General features: G+C 36.2%; 27 protein-coding genes. All 27 read right to left on the bottom strand.

Annotated features, from left to right (window positions below):
- Window position 1: 1 nt before the first annotated feature.
- Window positions 2-433 carry a hypothetical protein gene (locus FVQ77_03685; protein MBW8049439.1) on the bottom strand — a complete coding sequence of 144 codons (432 nt, stop codon included), beginning with the start codon at window positions 431-433 and terminating at the stop codon, window positions 2-4.
- Window positions 434-604: 171 nt separating this feature from the next.
- Entirely contained in the window at window positions 605-895 is a 291-nt protein-coding gene (locus tag FVQ77_03690) for a septum formation initiator family protein (protein MBW8049440.1), read from the bottom strand.
- Window positions 896-974: 79 nt separating this feature from the next.
- Window positions 975-2,252, bottom strand: a complete 1,278-nt coding sequence (locus tag FVQ77_03695; GenBank protein ID MBW8049441.1) for a phosphopyruvate hydratase — start codon at window positions 2,250-2,252, stop codon at window positions 975-977.
- Window positions 2,249-3,148 carry a hypothetical protein gene (locus tag FVQ77_03700; GenBank protein MBW8049442.1) on the bottom strand — a complete coding sequence of 300 codons (900 nt, stop codon included), beginning with the start codon at window positions 3,146-3,148 and terminating at the stop codon, window positions 2,249-2,251. Before FVQ77_03700 ends, FVQ77_03695 begins: the two co-directional genes overlap by 4 nt.
- A gap of 119 nt (window positions 3,149-3,267) precedes the next feature.
- Complete coding sequence (locus FVQ77_03705) at window positions 3,268-3,657, bottom strand: type II toxin-antitoxin system VapC family toxin (protein MBW8049443.1); 390 nt, start codon at window positions 3,655-3,657, stop codon at window positions 3,268-3,270.
- Window positions 3,647-3,871 (bottom strand): hypothetical protein, encoded by a 225-nt coding sequence (locus tag FVQ77_03710; GenBank protein MBW8049444.1) that lies wholly within the window; start codon window positions 3,869-3,871, stop codon window positions 3,647-3,649. Before FVQ77_03710 ends, FVQ77_03705 begins: the two co-directional genes overlap by 11 nt.
- A gap of 74 nt (window positions 3,872-3,945) precedes the next feature.
- A complete protein-coding gene (locus FVQ77_03715) occupies window positions 3,946-4,296 on the bottom strand; it encodes a hypothetical protein (GenBank protein ID MBW8049445.1) in 351 nt (116 codons plus the stop codon).
- Window positions 4,297-4,310: 14 nt separating this feature from the next.
- Entirely contained in the window at window positions 4,311-4,676 is a 366-nt protein-coding gene (locus FVQ77_03720) for a hypothetical protein (protein ID MBW8049446.1), read from the bottom strand.
- 2 nt (window positions 4,677-4,678) lie between these two features.
- Window positions 4,679-5,179 carry a 50S ribosomal protein L17 gene (locus tag FVQ77_03725; GenBank protein ID MBW8049447.1) on the bottom strand — a complete coding sequence of 167 codons (501 nt, stop codon included), beginning with the start codon at window positions 5,177-5,179 and terminating at the stop codon, window positions 4,679-4,681.
- A gap of 82 nt (window positions 5,180-5,261) precedes the next feature.
- Window positions 5,262-6,251 (bottom strand): DNA-directed RNA polymerase subunit alpha, encoded by a 990-nt coding sequence (locus FVQ77_03730; GenBank protein ID MBW8049448.1) that lies wholly within the window; start codon window positions 6,249-6,251, stop codon window positions 5,262-5,264.
- Between the two features lie 19 nt (window positions 6,252-6,270).
- A complete protein-coding gene (rpsD, locus tag FVQ77_03735; protein MBW8049449.1) occupies window positions 6,271-6,876 on the bottom strand; it encodes a 30S ribosomal protein S4 in 606 nt (201 codons plus the stop codon).
- 72 nt (window positions 6,877-6,948) lie between these two features.
- Window positions 6,949-7,341: a 30S ribosomal protein S11 gene (rpsK, locus tag FVQ77_03740; GenBank protein MBW8049450.1), complete on the bottom strand. Its 393-nt coding sequence runs from the start codon at window positions 7,339-7,341 to the stop codon at window positions 6,949-6,951.
- Between the two features lie 252 nt (window positions 7,342-7,593).
- On the bottom strand, window positions 7,594-7,977 hold the full coding sequence (rpsM, locus tag FVQ77_03745) for a 30S ribosomal protein S13 (GenBank protein ID MBW8049451.1): 384 nt from the start codon (window positions 7,975-7,977) through the stop codon (window positions 7,594-7,596).
- Between the two features lie 80 nt (window positions 7,978-8,057).
- On the bottom strand, window positions 8,058-8,174 hold the full coding sequence (locus tag FVQ77_03750) for a 50S ribosomal protein L36 (GenBank protein MBW8049452.1): 117 nt from the start codon (window positions 8,172-8,174) through the stop codon (window positions 8,058-8,060).
- A 109-nt stretch (window positions 8,175-8,283) separates the two neighbouring features.
- Entirely contained in the window at window positions 8,284-8,505 is a 222-nt protein-coding gene (gene infA / locus FVQ77_03755) for a translation initiation factor IF-1 (protein MBW8049453.1), read from the bottom strand.
- A 101-nt stretch (window positions 8,506-8,606) separates the two neighbouring features.
- Entirely contained in the window at window positions 8,607-9,419 is an 813-nt protein-coding gene (map, locus tag FVQ77_03760) for a type I methionyl aminopeptidase (GenBank protein ID MBW8049454.1), read from the bottom strand.
- 81 nt (window positions 9,420-9,500) lie between these two features.
- A complete protein-coding gene (gene secY / locus FVQ77_03765; GenBank protein ID MBW8049455.1) occupies window positions 9,501-10,826 on the bottom strand; it encodes a preprotein translocase subunit SecY in 1,326 nt (441 codons plus the stop codon).
- 290 nt (window positions 10,827-11,116) lie between these two features.
- Window positions 11,117-11,572 carry a 50S ribosomal protein L15 gene (locus FVQ77_03770; GenBank protein ID MBW8049456.1) on the bottom strand — a complete coding sequence of 152 codons (456 nt, stop codon included), beginning with the start codon at window positions 11,570-11,572 and terminating at the stop codon, window positions 11,117-11,119.
- A gap of 12 nt (window positions 11,573-11,584) precedes the next feature.
- The gene (gene rpmD, locus FVQ77_03775; protein ID MBW8049457.1) at window positions 11,585-11,764 is read right to left on the bottom strand and encodes a 50S ribosomal protein L30; all 180 of its coding nucleotides are present in this window, start codon (window positions 11,762-11,764) and stop codon (window positions 11,585-11,587) included.
- Between the two features lie 164 nt (window positions 11,765-11,928).
- The gene (locus FVQ77_03780) at window positions 11,929-12,447 is read right to left on the bottom strand and encodes a 30S ribosomal protein S5 (protein ID MBW8049458.1); all 519 of its coding nucleotides are present in this window, start codon (window positions 12,445-12,447) and stop codon (window positions 11,929-11,931) included.
- An 11-nt stretch (window positions 12,448-12,458) separates the two neighbouring features.
- On the bottom strand, window positions 12,459-12,809 hold the full coding sequence (locus FVQ77_03785; GenBank protein ID MBW8049459.1) for a 50S ribosomal protein L18: 351 nt from the start codon (window positions 12,807-12,809) through the stop codon (window positions 12,459-12,461).
- A 91-nt stretch (window positions 12,810-12,900) separates the two neighbouring features.
- Window positions 12,901-13,446, bottom strand: coding sequence for a 50S ribosomal protein L6 (locus FVQ77_03790; protein ID MBW8049460.1), 546 nt, complete (start codon window positions 13,444-13,446; stop codon window positions 12,901-12,903).
- 77 nt (window positions 13,447-13,523) lie between these two features.
- The gene (rpsH, locus tag FVQ77_03795) at window positions 13,524-13,919 is read right to left on the bottom strand and encodes a 30S ribosomal protein S8 (GenBank protein MBW8049461.1); all 396 of its coding nucleotides are present in this window, start codon (window positions 13,917-13,919) and stop codon (window positions 13,524-13,526) included.
- Between the two features lie 70 nt (window positions 13,920-13,989).
- On the bottom strand, window positions 13,990-14,259 hold the full coding sequence (rpsN, locus tag FVQ77_03800; GenBank protein ID MBW8049462.1) for a 30S ribosomal protein S14: 270 nt from the start codon (window positions 14,257-14,259) through the stop codon (window positions 13,990-13,992).
- A 78-nt stretch (window positions 14,260-14,337) separates the two neighbouring features.
- A complete protein-coding gene (rplE, locus tag FVQ77_03805) occupies window positions 14,338-14,883 on the bottom strand; it encodes a 50S ribosomal protein L5 (protein ID MBW8049463.1) in 546 nt (181 codons plus the stop codon).
- Window positions 14,884-14,904: 21 nt separating this feature from the next.
- Window positions 14,905-15,249, bottom strand: coding sequence for a 50S ribosomal protein L24 (locus FVQ77_03810; GenBank protein MBW8049464.1), 345 nt, complete (start codon window positions 15,247-15,249; stop codon window positions 14,905-14,907).
- A 36-nt stretch (window positions 15,250-15,285) separates the two neighbouring features.
- Window positions 15,286-15,654, bottom strand: a complete 369-nt coding sequence (gene rplN, locus FVQ77_03815) for a 50S ribosomal protein L14 (GenBank protein MBW8049465.1) — start codon at window positions 15,652-15,654, stop codon at window positions 15,286-15,288.
- Window positions 15,655-15,689: the final 35 nt, after the last annotated feature.

Genomic DNA, 15,689 nt, shown 5'->3' on the forward strand with positions numbered 1-15,689 from the left:
TTTATTTATTGACTGAAAAATTATAAGGTCTGAACTTTATAACCTTTACATATGGTGGAAAGCTAACCTTGTTCTTATAGTGAATTATAAGTTGAGGATTAGTGAGCTCATTACATTGAGCATTGATTATTTCACCCGCTTTAATAACAATTGAATTTTGTGCTTCACTACCATTTTCCAGGTTACTTCTATAATGAAAATTGCTTTCAAACAACAATTCATTGTCCCATAATACCTTTACATCAAAATTGTTTGCATTAATGAATTTTAATATTACCACCTCCTGATCATTACAATTTATTACTTTATAATAAAGTTCAACTCCATTGGTTTTGGATTGTAACAACCAATCAACGTTGTATTGTGCGTAGAGATTAGCGTTTAATAAAACCGTTAAAAATAGCATGCCCGTAAATATTGTTAATTTTTTCATAATTTTTTCGTTTATTCTATGATTATTTTAAGGCAAAATTATATTAAAGGTTTTTAAAAACCTAATTTTCATTTAAGATTTTTCTATCTAAAACAAAACTATGAGCAAGAAAAAAGCGTATGGAACTTAGCGGGGGAACTCTATGCCCCGCCAGTTGGCGGGGCTATGCGCTTACTCTTTCACGATCACAAACACGTCTTCCCCTTTTTTCTTCATCAGGTATTTTTCACGTGCAAATTTTTCAAGCAATTCGGGATTGTTTAGCAGCTCTTCGCGGTCTTTTTTTACTTCTTCAATTTTTTTTATGTAATACTGTTTTTGATCTTTTAAATTTTTCAATTTACTTTTCAAGCGGTACTGACTGATAAAATCGTTCGCATCAAAAAACAGCATCCATATTAAGAAGCAAAGGGCGAAGATGAAGTAGAAGCTTTTAGTAAATTTAGGGATACGTATGTTCATTGATAATTGATTATTTTTGAGGAATGTTGAGACGCCCAATTTGGGCGTCTGTACGTTCCGTGTTTGTTTAAATAATAAATTAAAAATTCTTCCCTGGATAATAAGCCTCTTTCCCCAATTCTTCTTCAATCCTAAGCAACTGGTTATACTTTGCCATTCTATCTGTGCGTGACGCAGAACCTGTCTTTATTTGCCCGGTATTTAATGCTACTGAAAGGTCTGCAATGGTAGTATCTTCAGTCTCTCCTGAACGATGTGAGATGATACTTTTGTAAGCATTTCTTTTGGCAAGGTTCACCGTGTCAATCGTTTCGGTGAGCGTACCAACCTGGTTGACTTTGATCAATATGGCATTGGCAATGCCTTTATCAATGCCCTGCTGCAACCTTTTTACATTGGTAACAAAGATATCATCCCCAACAATTTGCACTTTATTACCCACCAGATCTGTAAGCTCCTTCCAGCCTTCCCAGTCATCTTCGGCCATACCATCTTCAATGGATATGATGGGATATTTGTTTACCCAACCTTTCCAGTAATCAGCCATTTGAGATGGTGTAAGCTTTTCACCCGTAGATTTTTTAAAATAATACAACCCTGATATAACTTCATAAAATTCTGAGCTTGCAGGGTCTAAAGCAATGAAAATATCTTCTCCGGGTTTGTACCCGGCTGTCTCAATGGCTTTTAATACCATCTCAATTGCCTCTTCATTGGAAGACAGATTTGGCGCAAAACCACCTTCATCACCCACGTTGGTTGACAATCCTTTATCTTTAAGTACTTTTTTTAAATGATGAAAAACCTCCGTTCCCATCCTGATTGCTTCAGTGAATGATGGTGCACTGACCGGCATGATCATAAATTCCTGGAAATCTATGGCATTATCTGCATGACTTCCGCCATTTAAGATATTCATCATCGGAACCGGTAATGTTTTCGCTTCCGCTCCTCCCAGGTATCGAAACAAGGATTGCTTCGTCTCTTGTGCAGCAGCTTTCGCTGCAGCCAATGAGACACCCAGGATTGCATTGGCGCCCAATTTTGATTTGTTATCAGTTCTGTCAAGCTCAATCATTGTTTTATCTATAAGATCCTGATCAATGACAGAAAAGCCTGTTAATTCTTTAGCAATTATTTCATTTACATTTTCTATTGCTTTCAATACACCTTTTCCCATATAACATTTTTTATCACCATCTCTAAGCTCTACTGCTTCATGTTTACCCGTTGATGCCCCGGAAGGAACGGCAGCTCTTCCCAGAGATCCATTTTCAGTAACAACATCTACTTCAATGGTGGGATTGCCGCGTGAATCGAAGATCTGGCGGGCGTGGATTTGGGAGATTAGGCTCATCTTAATTTCATACGATCTGAAAGTTGTTCATTCAGCACCTGTTTTAATTGCGTTTTAGCCTTATCAGAAAGAAATTCTTTAATTCCTGCCTCTATTGCTGTTGGATCTGTTGTAATATCAGGAGCTTCTTTTATTAATTGAAATCTAAATTTTTGTGCGCGTTCCTTGGCTTTATATGCTACTATCAGACCAATATTAAATACATTGGATATATCCCAAATTTCCAAATCGCGCAATTTTGTCAAATGCTCATCAACATTTTTTCCTTTATAATAAGAATCATAATAACAGAGATAGGATGAATTACAAAATCTTAAATAACTTGCTGCCTGTTGAATGTGAGTAATATTAGGAAACTCTCTTTTGACCTCCACCGCGGTTAACTTTGGATAAATACCAAAATGATAAATTAATTTATTGTATTTTACACAAATAATATCCATGTTTTCCCATTTGCGACCAGCGCGTTTATCTCCTTTTATTTCAACTAAATCAAACATTCCAGTATCTTCTAAATAAGCTTTTAATGCAGGATATATATCCTTTTCTAATTCATTTGCTCTTTCTTGTTTGAGTATTTTTCTGTTGGGTTGCGGTTGTTCTAAATCTAACTCTTTAAAATATCTTTCTAGTTTTTTGATATTGTCTTGTACCAAATCCCCTTGGATTCCTTGGACATATCTCCATTCTATACCACCTGTTCTACCTGATCTTTTAGTTATTTTTCCTATATGAGCAATTGCACTCACAATATAACTGTAATATGGCTCAAAGTCTTTACCTAGAATTTCAGTAATATTTGATCGAGAAAGCGTACCGGTTTCGCTCTTTCTTAACTTAGCTAATACTTTTTTTACTTTATCAATCAAAATAACCTGAATACTTTTGTTTTTCATTGATATATATTATTAATGAAATTGGTATCTGCGACACCTTTCTTACTTTTCTGGTGTCGTATCAGTCAACGAATCAAATTTTTATTGTCATTTTCACCATTGATTTATTTCAGTTCAAATTACCACTTAATCCATTTTAAATTTTCTACATATTTAAAATGCTCATCCCTGCTTACCAATTCTATATTGTATTGTTGTGAAATTGCTGCTATCCAAATATCATTATCGGGAATAGGTGTACCTTGAAGTCTTAAATTCTTTTTTATTTCAGCATAAAATTCGGCAGTTTCAATAGTGCAATCTAATATTTCAGACTTATTACAGAAGTCACTTATTCTGTTCAGATTAGCTTCCCTTTTTTTGGAAAGGATAGCTCCAAGATATAACTCTCCAATAACTATAATGGGAAGAAAAATTTTAGGCTTTTCTCTAATTTTATTAACTACTTTTGAGTCATCATCAAAATAGTCAATCACGATATTAGAATCCAAAACATATTTACCATCCATCTCTATCAATATTTTCACATTCTTCTTCTATTACTTTTCTCATTATCTCTAAATCCTCTTTATCAATTGTTCCTACAAGATTAAGCAAATCATCTTTATCCTTTTTTTTAGGTACAATTAGCGATTTAACAAATGCCAACAATTTAATTTGTTGAGCTTTGTTTAAGTAACTAAGCGTAGTTACTATTTCATTATGTATTTCCAATCTTTTCATGGTTCAAATATAGAAAAATAATTTGAACAGAGAACACCCTCTTATTCCTAAGACGTATTCCCTCCACTGTATTATCATTCAGTTAGAATACTTTTCTTCACGCCAAGATCAAGTACAGCAACTTTGTATGATGCATTTTTATCTCCCTGATCGTATATTTTTTTTGTAGATATTTTTGAGGCTAATTCCAATCCCTTCATGGAGGGTAGCTGTTTTAATTCTTCTTTAAGAAAATTCAGATCGGTAGTTTCTGATGAAATAACAGCATTCATAGCTCCCTTATTTCGAATATGCCTCACAATAGACCTGGTATCCACGGTACTAATTCCAACAATACCTTCTTTTTGAAAACAGATTATAAGAAAGGGATAATGCTGAATACTCAGGACTATCCCTAAAAATGAAGTATAATACCATAAACTGATTAGTTACAAAAGAACTAAAGGGCTGCTTTATTCAGTATTTCTTTTAGTTCAGGGCTTGTTTTTGCAAATTCGTAGAGGATTTCTTTTAATTTTTTGTTGTCTCTTGTTACCGGGGTTAGGGCGGTTCTGCGGTCGTAGATAACGAAGCCGATTAATCCGAAAACGCCACCCAATACAAAATACATCAATGTGTAAAGTTTATTTATTTTATCGTCTATTGCTTCAAAGCGGACATTCATTTCATTTTGTAATGCTTTTATTTGTTCTTCAACTCTGATGAGACGGTCACGGTCGTCCAAGGTATAAGAAATTTCTTTTATTTGCGCTTGAGCGGCAATGAAGAAAAGAAAGATAATTGCCGTAAAGAATATATTTTTCATTTTTATTTTTTATCAGTTTCCATTTTACTTTCTTTTTCTTCTTTAGCAGCAGCTTTTTTTACCTGAACCGGTTCATCAACAGGTTTCACTTTACCCCTTCTGGTTCTTTTTCTCGTTGTTTTGCTTGTGTCAGCCAAAAGGTTTTCATTATAATCAACCAATTCAATAAGGCACATAGAAGCATTATCACCAAGTCTGTTTCCGGTTTTAAGGATCCTGGTATATCCACCGGGCCTGTTGGCTATCTTCTCTGCAATTTCATTAAATAATATACTCACTGATTCTTTATCTTTCAGATAAGAGAATACAATCCTTCTTGAATGTGTAGTATCAGTCCTGGATTTAGTCATCAAAGGCTCAATATATTTGCGGAGCGCTTTTGCCTTAGCTAATGTAGTAGAAATTCTTTTATAAAGTATCAGCGATGATGCCATATTAGACAACATTGCTTTACGATGAGAAGGCGTTCTTCCAAGATGATTAAATCGCTTTGCGTGTCTCATTTTTAAGTACGAAGTACGAATTCGTTACGCAGAGACGCCCAAATTGGGCGTCTCTGCGTGACGAATTCGTCATTCGTCATTTTTATTCACCTTTAAGCTTATACTTAGCTACATCCATGCCAAAAGTCAGGTTTTTGTCAGCGACCAATTGTTCAAGTTCTGCGAGTGATTTTCTACCAAAATTCCTAAACTTCATCATACTGGAAATGTCTAATTGTACAAGATCTCCCAGTACATACACTTTTGCAGATTTTAAGCAATTATAAGCCCTTACAGAAAGGTCCAGGTCAGCAAGTGGGGTTTTGAGCAACTTTCTCATATGCAGTGTTTCTTCATCAACAGATTCCTCCTCATCTGGCAATTCTTCCTCTAATGAAATAGTTTGATCAGAGAATAACATAAAATGCTGAATGAGTATATTGGCAGCGCCTTTCAATGCTTCTTTAGGGTGTATAGAACCATCTGTTTCCAGGTCTATTATTAGCTTTTCATAATCAGTTTTTTGCTCTACACGGGTATTTTCTACGCTATATTTGACATTTTTTATTGGTGTAAATATGGCGTCTATTGGTATATAGCCAATAACCTGTTCAGCAGGTTTATTCTCATCAGCTGGCACATAACCCCTTCCTTTTTCAACTGTCAATTCAATATTAAAATTGATATTTTTATTTAAAGAACAGATCACATGATCAGGATTGAGTATCTCATAATCAGAAGTAAATTCACTAATTTTAGCTGCTGTAAAAACCTCTTTATTTTTTATAAGCACATTGATCGTGCTACCATTAGCGCTGGAAACATTCTTAAACCTGACCATTTTAAGGTTTAAGACGATCTCTGAAAGGTCTTCAACAACACCCTCAATGGTTGAAAACTCATGGAGTATCCCCGGTAGTTTAACACCGGTAATGGCAATACCTTCTAATGAAGAAAGAAGTATCCTTCTTAAAGCATTACCTATTGTAGTCCCATAACCTGGTTCAAGCGGTTTAAATGTAAATATACCATGGAAATCGTCTGCATTTTCCATTACCACATTTTCAGGTTTTTGAAATGATAAAATTGACATAGATTTTTTAGTTTAATTTTTATTTAGAATACAATTCAACTATCAGATTTTCTTTAATTTTTTCAGGGATCATATCTCTTTCAGGATAAGAGGTAAATTTACCCTGCATCAAACTTCCGTCCCATTCTAACCATGGAAACTTTACTGTTCTATGAACTGTCAGGCTATAAGTAATCACTTCTAATGATTTTGACTTTTCACGAACGTTAACCATATCACCCGGTTTCAAGTTAAAGGATGGAATATTAACAATAGAACCATTTACCTGAATATGTTTATGAGAAATTAGCTGCCTGGCGCTTCTTCTTGTAGGTGCAATACCCAATCTATATACTGTATTATCAAGTCTAGCCTCCAGTAGTTGGAGTAAAACTTCACCGGTGATACCCTTTTTCCGCACAGCTTTGTGAAATAAATTAGAAAACGGCCTTTCAAGTAAGCCATAAGTATATTTTACCTTTTGTTTCTCCATAAGTTGGACCGCATATTCAGATTGCTTTCTTTTCCTGCTGCGACCGTGTTGTCCAGGAGGGTAATTTTTCTTTTGGAGCGCTTTACTTTGCCCCAAAACAGGCTCTTTAAACCTACGGGATATTTTTGATTTTGGTCCTGTATATCTTGCCATATATATTTGGTGATTTTTTGATTTGGAGATTTAAATCAACAAGTCACTAAATCACTATATCAATAAATGAATTTAGACTCTTCTCCGTTTTGGCGGCCTGCACCCATTATGAGGCAGCGGAGTTACATCTTTTATCATTGTAATCATAATGCCTGAATTCTGAATAGACCTTATTGCCGAATCTCTTCCAGACCCTGTTCCCTTAACGAATACCTCTGCTTTTCTCAATCCGAATTCATAAGCTTTCTTAGCGCAATCTGTGGCTGCTGTCTGCGCAGCATAAGGTGTATTTTTCTTAGATCCCCTGAAACCCATTCTTCCTGCTGACGACCATGCAATTACCTGCCCTGCAGTATTTGTCATAGAAATAATGATATTATTGAAAGTTGCCTTAATATGAACCTGGCCAACTGCTTCTACTATAACTCCCTTTTTTTTAGCTTTACCTTTTTTCTTTTCTGCCATAATAATTTGTATCGGAATTTCAATGTTTAAATGAAATTTATATTTCAATCTATTCTTTATGCTCTTAATGAACAGCTACTGGGCACTGGTTACTGGGTTCTAGGTTATTTGCTTTCGGTAGGCAGGTTGGTAATTCTTTCTGACATTATTCACTACCATCACCCAGTACCCAGTACCCAGTAACTAACTTATTATTTTTACTTCACTTAATTTTAGCTAATTTCATTTTAATTAACTTACTTTATTATGTTCTTATCTCCTTTCCGGAGCACTTTTCTTGCCTGTTACTGTTTTTCGTTTTCCTTTTCTGGTGCGGCAATTATTTTTTGTTTTTTGTCCTCTTACAGGCAACCCTTTCCTATGCCGGATCCCTCTGTAACTGCCTATATCCATTAATCTCTTTATGTTCAACTGCACTTCTGAACGCAACGATCCTTCGAGTTTATATTCTGCCCTAATGATCTGTCTAACAGCGCTGGCTTCTTCATCATTCCAGTCTTTGATTTTTTTATTATAATCTACCCCAGCTTGATTAAGTATTTTCAGGGCTGTAGAACGACCTATTCCATAAATATAGGTGAGCCCTATCTCTCCACGCTTATTATCAGGTACATCTACTCCCGAAATTCTTGCCATTATTTAAGAAAATTTTAAAATGTTAGAAGTAAGTCATTAACCTACAAAACCATTATCAAATCATCAAATTAGCTCATTGGTTACCCTTGTCTCTGCTTATATCTTGGAGTTTTTTTATTTATTACATACAACTTACCCTTCCTGCGAATAATTTTACATTCAGGACTTCTTTTTTTTATTGATGCTTTGACCTTCATGTTAAGAAAATTTGAAAATGTGATAATTTGGTAATTTGATCCGCAGAGACGCCCAATTTGGGCGTCTCTACGGATCAAATTACCAAATTAACAAATCATCTATCAACTATCAACTTTTGTACCTATAAACAATTCTACCTTTGCTTAGGTCATAAGGTGACATCTCTAATTTTACCTTATCACCGGGCAATATTTTAATATAATGCATTCTCATCTTTCCTGAAATATGAGCGATAACCTCATGGCCATTCTCTAATTTAGCCCGAAACGTTGCATTAGATAGCGCTTCAGTAATCAATCCGTCTTGCTCTATAGAGGGTTGTTTTGCCATATATTAAAATAAGTTTTTGGTTTATCAAATCGTTTAATTTCAAAAATATAATACATATTGATTTTTTAAAAACCTGCAAAGATAAAATTAGTTTCTGTTTTTCACAAACTTTCAACCTGTTTTTCGATATTTATCCCGTTTTCAATGTATTCAAACGTAGTAAGTATATCTGCTTTTCCTTGTTTTATTGCAACTGTATGTTCAAAATGAGCTGAAGGTTTACGATCTGCTGTTCTTACCGTCCAGCCATCATTTTCCTGAACCACCTCTTTTAACCCTAAATTAATCATTGGCTCAATGGCCAATACCATGCCTTCTTTGAGCTTGGTACCTTTCCCCTGTTTGCCGTAATTTGGTACTTCAGGGGTCTCGTGTAAGCTCCTTCCTACACCGTGGCCAACCAACTCTCTTACGACAGAATAATTTACACCTTCAACGTACTGCTGAATGGCATTGCTAATATCCCCTACTCTTTTGCCTGGCAGAGCAAACTCTATTCCTGTATATAAAGATTCTTTGGTTATCTTAAGTAAATGGGCCACTTCATCGCTAATAATTCCTACGGGATATGTATAAGCGCTATCGCTGTGAAATCCATTTAAAAGAATACCGCAGTCTATAGATACAATATCACCCTCATTCAATTGATTTTCTGATGCTATTCCATGCACAACCTGATCGTTAACAGAGATGCACAAACTACACGGAAAGCCTTTTCTATGACCTTGGGTTTTATAACCTTTAAAGGAAGGGGATCCACCATGATCTCTGATAAACTCCTCAGCATACTGATCAAGCTTAATAGTAGTAACACCTGGCTGGATCAATCTTGCAAGTTCTGCATGGAGCCTACCCAGCAGATCACCGCTTTTCCTGATTAGCTCAATCTCTTCATCAGTTTTTAAAAAAATCATACAATTTACAATTAGCGCAGAGCACGTAGAGCATAGCGCATGGCGTTCTACGCTTTGCACTATGCACCATGCGCTCGAGATTTATGTTCCAGCAACGTTTTGTGTACGTCCTTTTAATCTACCTGATTTCATCATACCTTCATAATGCCTCATTAACAAATAGCTTTCTACTTGCTGCAATGTATCCAGGATCACTCCTACCATGATCAACAAGGAAGTGCCACCATAAAATTGTGAAAATTCCCGGCTTACTTCAGAAAGACTGGCAAAAGCCGGCATTATGGCAACAATCGCCAGGAATATTGATCCGGGAAGTGTGATGCGGGTCAAAACTGTATCAATAAATTCTGATGTTTGTTTACCAGGTTTAACACCCGGAATAAATCCGCCATTTCGTTTCATATCGTCTGCTATCTGATTAGGATTAATAGTGATTGCAGTGTAAAAGTATGTGAAGACGATGATTAAGATACCGAACGTTAAACTATATTGCCAGGAAGTAAAGTCACCAAAAGCAGCCCCGATAGAGCCTGCAATATCACTGGTATCTGCCCATATTCCGGCAAGCATCACGGGCAAAAACATTAATGCCTGAGCAAAGATAATAGGCATTACACCGGCAGCATTCACTTTCAGAGGGATGTATTGTCTTTGACCTCCATACACCTTGTTTCCAACTACCTGTTTAGCATATTGAACCGGGATTTTTCTTGTAGCTGTTGTCAATAGTACAACTGCCATCACTACGAAAAAAAACGCAACCAGCTCAATAACAAACATTAAAGCCCCATCTAAACCTCTTGTAGCACCTTCGGCAACTATAGCTCCCGGAAACCTTGAGATGATCCCAATCATTATGAGCATTGAAATACCATTTCCGATACCCTTATCTGTAATCCTTTCACCGAGCCACATACAAAACATGGTACCGGAGGTCAGAATTATCATAGATGAAAAGCTGAAAAATGCCCTGTTTTCTATCAATATTGCCTCTTGTGGAATTGTGGCGGTAATATAGCCAACAGACTGCATTAAACATATACCAATTGTTAAAATACGTGTAATTTGTGTAATTTTTCTTCTTCCGGACTCCCCCTCTTTTTGTAATTTCTGAAAATAGGGCACAGCAACGGTGAGCAATTGCATTACGATTGAAGCTGATATGTAAGGCATGATGCCTAATGCAAAAATGGAAGCCCTGTTAAATGCACCACCTAAAAAAGTATCTAAAAATCCCAGGATCCCTTCTGCCGGACCTTGAGCCGCAATAACACTCGGATCTATTCCTGGTAAAACAATAAATGAGCCAAGCCTGAAAATAGCCAAAAACCCTATAGTATTAATGATCCGACCTCTGAGTTCTTCAATCGTAAAAATGTTTATTATGGTAGTTATGAACTTCTTCATAAATCAGGCGCTTATAATAATAAGTTGACAATTGACAATAGGCAGTAGACAATAGACAGTAGACAATAGACAGTAGACAATGGACAATAAGACAATAGATTAATTGTTTTTTTTACGTGTATATTTTTCAGGATAATTTATCATATGATTTAACATTTTACCAATCTCGTGTTCTTTTTCAAACCAATCATTTTTAGTTTTTTCAGAAATATATTTACATAATATTCTATTATAACTTGATTGCAATTGTCTTGTTTATTGTCTATTTGTCTTTTGTCTATTGTCTACTGTCAACTTTTTTGGATTTTGGTTACTTTACCTCCGGCTTTTTCGACAGCAGCTTTTGCAGAAGTTGAAAATGCATGGGCTTTTACATCAATTTTTGCACTTATATTACCTCTTCCCAAAATCTTGATCAAGTCATTGGATGACATAAAACCATGCTGCTTTAATAATTCAGGGGTGACCTCTTTAGCTGAAGTTCTATCAATTAGTTCTTGCAAGGTATCCAGGTTTATCACTTTATATTCTATCCTGTTAGGGTTTTTAAAGCCGAATTTTGGAATTCTTCTTTGAAGAGGCATTTGACCGCCTTCAAATCCTCTCTGCCGGGAGTAGCCAGACCTTGATTGAGCGCCTTTATGCCCCCTGGTTGAAGTACCGCCTCTGCCAGACCCCTGCCCTCTTCCTATTCTTTTTCTTGTTTTAACAGAGCCTTTAGCCGGTTTTAATGTGCTTAAATTCATTTTATAAATATTCTAATTCCCTTCAACTTTAATTAAATGGGCAACTTTATTTATCATGCCCGCAATTTGTGGTGTATTCTCAACTTCTACACTTTTGTTGATTTTCCCCAAACCTAATGCTTGAATGGTTCTTTTTTGCCTTTCGGTCCTGCCAATAATGCTTCTTATTTGAGTAATTTTTACTTTTGACATCTTATAAAGTACGAAATACGAATGACGAAGTACGAATTACGAAGTACGAATGACGAATTACGAAATACGAAACTCGAAATACGAAACTCGAAATACGAAACTCGAAATCCGAAAATCGAAATCCGAATTACGAAGTACGAATTTCGTCATTCGTAATTTCTTATTTAGCCGTCAAATAACTTACTGAACGAAATGCCTCTTTGCTGTGCAATGGTATAGGGATCTCGCAGCTTGGTCAAGGCTTCAAATGTTGCTTTGGACACATTATGCGGATTGGATGAGCCTTTGGACTTTGCCAGGCAATCTTTAATCCCGGCACTTTCAAGCACAACCCTCATCGCGCCTCCTGCAATAACACCGGTACCAGGCGAAGCAGGTTTCAACATTATTTTTGCACCACAATATTTACCATCCATAGCATGTGGTATCGTTCCTTTCACTACAGGAATTTTGACCAGGCTTTTCTTGGCGTCATCTATACCTTTGGTGATAGCATCAGCAACTTCTCTGGCTTTTCCCAGGCCATATCCGACTACGCCATTTCCATTACCCACAACCACAACGGCAGAAAATCCAAATCTTCGTCCGCCTTTTACTACTTTGGCTACACGTCTAACAGCAACAACCTTATCTGTAAGGTCTATTTCGCTTGCTTTTACTTTTCTGATGTTAACAATTGACATAAAATAAATTTTTAAAATTTAAGCCCTTCTTCCCTGGCTCCTTTAGCCAAAGCTTTTACTCTTCCATGGTAAAGATACCCTGCTCTGTCAAAAACAGCTTTAGATATTCCTTTTTTGACAGCTTTTTGGGCTAATTGTTTACCCGTAGCTTTTGATATTTCCGTTTTCGTACCCTTTTTTGACGACAATTCTGTTGAAGAAACACTAACAAGAGTACGACCGGCAACATCATCAATTAGCTGGACATAAATATCCTTATTACTTCTAAATACAGAAAGTCTCGGAATATCAGCCGTACCTGATATTTTCTTTCTGATCCCCTTTTTTATTCGTAATCTACGTAACTGTTTTTTAACCGGCATCCGTTTAATTGATTTATAGAGCGCAAAGCACATAGCATAAAGAACTTTGTTCTTTTCTTTGCTCTATGCACTATGCTCTTTTATGTGCTATTTAAGTCTTACCAGCTTTTCTTTTCACTTCCTCACCAACATACCTTATCCCTTTACCCTTATAAGGTTCTACTTTTCTCAGTGATCTGATTTTGGCAGCGATCTGTCCGAGTAATTGCTTGTCAATGCTTTCGAGTGTAACTATTGGATTTTTTCCTTTTTTGGTAACTGCATTGACCGTAACTTCTTCAGGCACAGCAAAAATGATACTATGCGAATAACCCAGGCTCAATTCTAACACATTTCCCGTACACATTGCTTTATAACCAATTCCTACCAATTCTAATTCTTTTTTATAACCTTCAGTTACTCCAACAACCATATTATTGATAAGCGAACGATACAGGCCATGCATAGCTTTATGCCGTTTCTGTTCAGTGGGTCTTTCTACTACGACCTCACCGTTATTAACATTAACCTTCATATCTCTATCTACAACCTGGCTTAAAGTACCTTTAGGGCCTTTTACAACTACCTCATTGTTTGCAGAAACAGAAAGTTCTACATCTTCGGGCATTTTAATGAGTTGTTTTCCAATTCTTGACATCGTAATAGGTTATAAACAAGGGATTACTACTCCTGATATAAATCGGGAGTGCAAAATTAATAAAAATTATTATTATGTCAATACACATAACACAATACTTCTCCCCCAATCTTCAGTTTTCTTGCTTCTTTATCACTGATAACACCTTTGGAAGTAGAAAGAATAGCAATACCAAGGCCATTGAGCACCCGGGGTAATTTGTCAGCATTTGTATATTTTCTCAAGCCGGGCTTACTGATCCGCTTAAGGCTGGCAATTGCCGGCAATTTTGTCAATGGATCGTATTTTAAAGCTATTTTTATACTACCCTGCGGAGGGGCATTTTCAAATTTAAAGTTTTGGATATACCCTTTATCATGCAATACTTTTGTCATCTCCTTCTTCAAATTTGAAGCGGGGATTTCAACAATCCTGTGATTAACCTTGATGGCATTACGGATTCTGGTTAAATAATCTGCTATTGGATCAGTCATGGTTTATAGTATCGGAATTTCAATGTTTAAATGAAATTTGTATTCAAATCATAAATCACTAAATGAATGTTCACCAGCTTGCTTTAGTAACACCAAGGATCTTACCTTTACTTGCCAGGTCTCTGAAAGCAATACGGGAAATGCCGAATCTTCGTAAATAACCTCTTGGCCTGCCTGTAAGCTGGCACCTGTTATGTAATCTCACGGCTGAAGAATCACGGGGTAATTTATCAAGCGCTTCCCAATCGCCTTTTTTCTTTAATTCGGCTCTTCTGGCTGCGTACTTTGCAACCATTTTTTCTCTTTTAATCTGACGTGCTTTTACTGATGTTTTTGCCATAGTGGTTGATTTGGTAATTTTTAATTAATAATTATACTTAATTAATTAATATTCGCTTTTTTAGTTTCATGCTCTGATTTACTTCTCAAACGGCATCCCCATTTCTTTCAATAATTCCATACTCGCTTTATCATCATTGGTAGATGTAACAAAGGTGATATTCATACCTGTAATCCTGTTTACTTTATCAATGCTTATCTCGGGAAATATTATTTGCTCTTTCACACCCAATGTATAGTTGCCCCTCCCGTCAAATCCTTTGGCAGATATGCCCCTGAAATCTCTGACACGGGGCAGGACAACCGTGACAAGCCTGTCCATAAACTCATACATTTTATCACCGCGCAATGTTACCTTGGTACCGATTAGCATGCCATCACGCAGTTTAAAATTTGAGATCGATTTTTTAGCTGCTGTAGGAACCGCTCGTTGTCCGGTTATTTGAGATAATTCTTCAACTCCGGCATCAATAAGCTTTTTGTCAGCAACAGCAATGCCAATACCTTTATTGATACAGATCTTCTCTATCCTGGGAACCTGCATGTGGGTTTTATATTGAAACCTCTCTTTCAACGCAGGCACAATTTCTTTATAAAATTTCTCTTTTAACCTTGGGGCGGCCATTTTTAATTGAATTATGTTCTTTTATTCTTTAATAAATTCTCCGGTTTGTTTGGAATATCGTTGTAGTTTACCGTCTTTATTGATTTTACGACCTACCCTGGTTGGGTCTCCCGAGGCAGGGTCAATAAGCATTATGTTACTAATATGAATTGGCATTTCTTTTTTAACAATTTTGCCAACAGGATTATTTTCACTTTTTTTCATATGCGCTGAAACCATACTAATTCCTTCAATGATCGCCTGCCTTTGTGCTGGAAACATTTTAAGTACCCTGCCGGTCTTTCCCTTATTATTACCGGCAATGATCTTAACATTGTCATCTTTTTTAATATATAACTTAGGTTGTTTATTTTTTTTTCGTTTCATAATCTAAAAGCATAGCGCAGAACGCATTGCGTTTTTTTATAGTACTTCAGGCGCTAAAGAAATAATTTTCATAAAATTTTTTTCACGTAATTCACGTGCAACAGGGCCAAAAATACGCGTACCTCTTGGCTCATCAGCCTGACCTAATAAAACGGCTGCGTTATCATCAAACCTGATATAAGAGCCATCTTTTCTGCGAATCTCTTTTTTAGTTCTTACTACAACAGCTGTTGATATCGTGCCTTTTTTTAAATCACTGGTTGAAAGAGCAGATTTTACCGTAACAACGATCTTGTCGCCCACAGAAGCATATCTTTTGCGGGTTCCTCCCAAAACACGAATACAGAGCGCTTCTTTTGCCCCACTATTATCTGCGATTTTTAATCTTGATTCCTGCTGGATCATTATTTAGTTTCTGGTTTTGAGTTTTTAGTTATAGT

Source organism: Cytophagales bacterium, assembly GCA_019456305.1.
GTDB lineage: Bacteria > Bacteroidota > Bacteroidia > Cytophagales > VRUD01 > VRUD01.